Consider the following 3,989-nt stretch of genomic DNA (forward strand, 5'->3'; position numbering starts at 1 on the left):
TGCGGATCGGCCGGGCGCTGCGGGCCGCGCACCCAGCCGCCAGCGCCGCCGCGCGCGGTGGGGTCCCAGACCGCCGGAGCGCTGTTCTGCTGGTCCGTCATGTCGCTGCTGGCCCCCACCGTCCGCCGATGCTCTGCCTGGTGCTGCGCGGCCACCGTACCGTTCGAACCCCCGCCCGACAGCCCCAGCACGACGTTAGAGCATCGGCGCGGGGCCGGGGGATCGAACGGGCTACCGGGCGGTGCGGCGCAGGATGCGCAGGGAGCCGGTCACCGAGACCTCCTCGAAGCCCTCGGCCAGCGCCCGCAGGTACACCCGGTACGGGGCCTGGCCGCCGTCCGCCGGGTCCGGGAAGACATCGTGCACCACCAGCAGGCCCGCCGGCGCCAGGTGCGGCACCCAGCCTTCGTAGTCGCCGGTCGCGTGCTCGTCGGTGTGCCCGCCGTCGATGAACACCAGCCCCAGCGGGCGCCCCCACAGCGCGGCGATCCGCGGCGAGCGGCCGACCAGCGCCACCACGTGCTCCTCCAGCCCGGCGGCGTGCAGGGTGCGGCGGAACCGCGGCAGGGTGTCCATCAGCCCGACCTCGGGGTCGACCAGGGTCGGGTCGTGGTACTCCCAGCCGGGCTGCTGCTCCTCCGAGCCGCGGTGGTGGTCGACGGTCAGCGCGACCGTCCCGGCCTCCCGGGCCGCCGCCGCGAGCAGGACCGCCGAGCGGCCGCAGTAGGTGCCGATCTCCAGCACCGGCAGCCCGGTGCTCCGCGCCGCCGCCACCGCCGCCGCGTACAGCGCGAGCCCCTCGTCCACCGGCATGAACCCGGTGGCCCCCTCGAACGCCGCCAGCACCTCGGGCGCCGGCTCGGCGCTCAGCAGCAGGTCGGACATGGGGGAGCTCCTCGGGGTCGGGACGCGGGCGGACGTGCACGGACCCTACTCGACGGTAGCGGGGGCGGTGGCGCCGGGGCGTGCGGTGCGGGCCGGGGCCGTCCGGGGCATCCGGTAGAGCGGGGGATGTCCGTGTGGATGTCGTGCCAGAATCGGCGCGACCGTCGATCCGAGGCACACCAGGCACCCCGGGAGCAGCACCATGCGCGCAGCCGTCCTGCACAAGACCGGCCAGGAGGTCCTCGACGTCCGCGAGGACGTGACGGCCGTGGGCTTCGGGCCGGGCACCGTACGGGTGCGGATGCGCGCCGCCAGCCTCTGCCACTCGGACCTCTCCGCGATGAGCGGCGTGCTGCCGCAGCCCGCGCCGTTCGTCCCCGGGCACGAGGGTGCCGGGGACGTGGTGGAGGTCGGCGAGGGCGTCACCGGCCTCGCCGCCGGCGACCGCGTGGTGCTCTGCTGGATGGCCCCGTGCGGCCGCTGCGACCACTGCCGACAGGACCGCGGCCACCTGTGCATCGCCAGCCTGCGCAGCCTCGGCACCCCGGGATTCCGGATCGCCGAGGGCGAGCTGAGCGCCTCCGGCTTCTACGGCACCGGGGCCTTCGCCGAGGAGGTCGTGGTCACGGCGAACGCCGTCATCAAGGTGCCCGCCGACCTCCCGTACGAGGCCGCGGCCCTGATCGGCTGCGGGGTGACCACGGGCATCGGCGCCGCGGTGAACACCGCCCGGGTCGAGCCCGGCGCCTGTGTCGCGGTGATCGGGGCGGGCGGGGTCGGCGTGGCCACCGTGCAGGGCGCCCGGGTCTGCGGCGCCGGCCGGATCACCGTCGTCGACCCGGTGGCCTCGCGCCGCGAGCGCGCCCTGGCCTTCGGTGCCACCGAGGCGATCGCGCCCGAGGACCTGAGGGCGGTGGCCAGGACGCTGCCCGGCGGCGGCTTCGACTACGTCTTCGAGGCGGTCGGCCGCGCGGCCACCGTCCGGGCCGGCTACGAGGCCGCCCGGCGTGGCGGGGCGGTGGTGGTCATCGGCGCGGGCGCGCAGGACGACCTCGCGCACTTCACCATGGGCGAGCTGTTCTTCAACGAGAAGCGCCTGCTGCCCTCGCTCTACGGCGGGGCGACCGTGGCGCGCACCATCGGGCTGGTCGTGGACCTCTGGCGGGCCGGGCGGATCGACCTCGACGGCATGGTCACCCACCGGGTGGGGCTCGCGGACGTCAACGAGGCGATCGCGCAGATGCGCAGTGGCGAGGCGCTGCGGACGGTCGTGACGATGGGCTGAGGCCCGGTCGCGGCGACGGGCCGAGGGTGGCCCGGGAGCGGACCGCGGGAAGAAGCGAGGGCCCGCCGGGGGAGTCCGTGCCCTCCCGGCGGGCCCTCGTCCGAGGTGCTGCTGCGTGCTGCCCTGATGCTGGTGCGGTCAGCCCTGCGCACCGGCCGCGCGGTGGCGGCCGTGCGGGTCGGTCTCCGGGCTGTCGTCGGCGGCGGAGCCACCGCGGTGGCGGCCGTGCGACACGGTGTCCTTGGCCGTCTTCTCGTCGGCGTCGGTCCCGGTAACCGCGGGTCCGGTGGTGTCGGTGAGGGTGTCGGACATGAGAATCGTCTTTTCCGTGCGGAGGGTGCAGGTCATCGGCGCCCGGCCGGCGCCGGTGGCGCACGGTCGGGTCCCCGATCGGGCGCTCGGTACGCGCCAGTAGCCGGTGATCGCGGCCCGTGCCCCGGCCACCATAACGGCCGGGACGGACGAGATCCTATCGAGATCACGACGCGAGTCCCGTGCTGGTCCGGGGCCCGGAACCGAGCCAGTGGCCGACCAGCTCGCGGTAGAGCGGGGACAGCACCTGGAGATCGCCGTGCCGGGCCAGCAGCCCGCGCCCGCCGTCCAGCAGCAGCACCCGGTCCGCCCGCAACGCGGAACTGATGCGGTGCGCAACGACCACCAGGGTCCCCGGGCGGGCCGCGAAGGCCCGCTCGACCCGCTCCTCCGCGGTGGCGTCCAGTCGGCAGGTCGCCTCGTCCAGCACCACGACCGGGGCAGGGGAGAGGTAGGTCCGTACCAAAGCCAACAACTGGCGCTCACCTGCGGAGAGTTCACCCGGATCGCCTAGTACGGCGTCCAGGCCGCCCAAGCGGGCCACCAGCCGCTCCGCGCCCAGCAGGGCCACGGCGCGGGCGAGGCGGGCGTCGGGGGCGTGCCCGGTGGGCCAGGTGAGGTTCTCGCGGACCGTGCCCGGGAACACGTACGCCTCCTGCGGCACCAGCGCCACCAGGCGGGCCCGCCCGGGCGGCGCACCACCGACCGTCACCCGCCCCGCCGTCGGCACCAGCACCCCCGCGAGCAACCCCGCCAGCGTCGACTTCCCCGCGCCGCTGGGCCCCACGATCGCCACGTGCTCCCCGGCCCCGACATCGGCATCGAACCCGTCCAACACCGGCACGGCACCGCCACCGTGCCCGTACCGAACCCCCACCAGCCGTATCCCGGGGGCGGGGCGGGCGTGACCCGCTCCGCCCCCGGCCGGCAGCGGTTCCGGCGCCCGAGGGCCGGGCGCCTGCTCCGGCTCGCCCGCGCCGCCGACTGCTCGGTGTCGACCAGTGGGAGCGTGAATCACATGGCCTGCGCCCCCGGCCGCCGCCCTGCGCCCGGACGCGTACGGACCACCCGGCGGCGGCTCCGGAGTCCGAGCCTCGGGCACCCGACCCGGCCCGCCCGCGCCGCCGACTGCCCGGTGTCGGCCGGCTGTGGGCTCTGCGCCCTCGGTTCGGTCGGATGTGCCGCTGCTGTTCGGGGTGTCGGTACCAGCCCACGTGGCGGATCGGGCGTGCCCGGTGGTCGTGGCCAGGCGGTCGAGGATGACGGCCAGGTTGAGCAGCCAGCCGCCGACCGTACCGGCCAGAGTCCTGACAGCCGGGTCCAACTGCTGGACGAGGTAGGTGGCGACGCCGAGCAGCTCGCCCGGCGTCAGGGTGTGGTGGGTGAGCAGCCAGGGCGCCGCCGCGACGACGGCCAGGACCGGCAGGCGCCCGCCGAGCGCCACCACCAGTGCACGCAGGGCCGAGGCGCGGCCCAGGGCGCGGGAGGCGGCGGCGCTCGCCTGGGC

Annotated in this window: 4 protein-coding genes; 1 reads left to right on the forward strand and 3 read right to left on the reverse strand. The window is 76.1% G+C overall.

All coding sequences use genetic code 11. The annotated features are described in order from the left end of the window. Window positions 1–231 precede the first annotated feature (231 nt). The gene (locus tag KS423_RS40225; RefSeq protein ID WP_224284681.1) at window positions 232–885 is read right to left on the reverse strand and encodes a class I SAM-dependent methyltransferase; all 654 of its coding nucleotides are present in this window, start codon (window positions 883–885) and stop codon (window positions 232–234) included. 202 nt (window positions 886–1,087) lie between these two features. On the opposite strand from KS423_RS40225, the gene KS423_RS40230 reads away from it, so the two are divergent. Then, complete coding sequence (locus KS423_RS40230; protein WP_224284682.1) at window positions 1,088–2,170, forward strand: alcohol dehydrogenase catalytic domain-containing protein; 1,083 nt, start codon at window positions 1,088–1,090, stop codon at window positions 2,168–2,170. Window positions 2,171–2,308: 138 nt separating this feature from the next. Here the strand turns inward: KS423_RS40230 and KS423_RS40235 are convergent, their stop codons facing one another. Further along, entirely contained in the window at window positions 2,309–2,482 is a 174-nt protein-coding gene (locus tag KS423_RS40235) for a hypothetical protein (RefSeq protein ID WP_224284683.1), read from the reverse strand. A 166-nt stretch (window positions 2,483–2,648) separates the two neighbouring features. After that, window positions 2,649–3,989, reverse strand: a 1,341-nt coding sequence (locus KS423_RS40240; protein ID WP_224284684.1) for an ABC transporter ATP-binding protein, incomplete at its 5' end; no start/stop codon positions are given.

The sequence above is a fragment of the Streptomyces sp. LS1784 genome, assembly GCF_020103755.1.
Taxonomy (GTDB): domain Bacteria; phylum Actinomycetota; class Actinomycetes; order Streptomycetales; family Streptomycetaceae; genus Kitasatospora.

What these genes read in the sequence shown, in the direction of transcription:
- KS423_RS40225 (WP_224284681.1), bottom strand. Translation starts at nt 885, where the DNA reads ATGTCCGACCTGCTGCTGAGCGCCGAGCCGGCGCCCGAGGTGCTGGCG.
- KS423_RS40230 (WP_224284682.1), top strand. Translation starts at nt 1,088, where the DNA reads ATGCGCGCAGCCGTCCTGCACAAGACCGGCCAGGAGGTCCTCGACGTC.
- KS423_RS40235 (WP_224284683.1), bottom strand. Translation starts at nt 2,482, where the DNA reads ATGTCCGACACCCTCACCGACACCACCGGACCCGCGGTTACCGGGACC.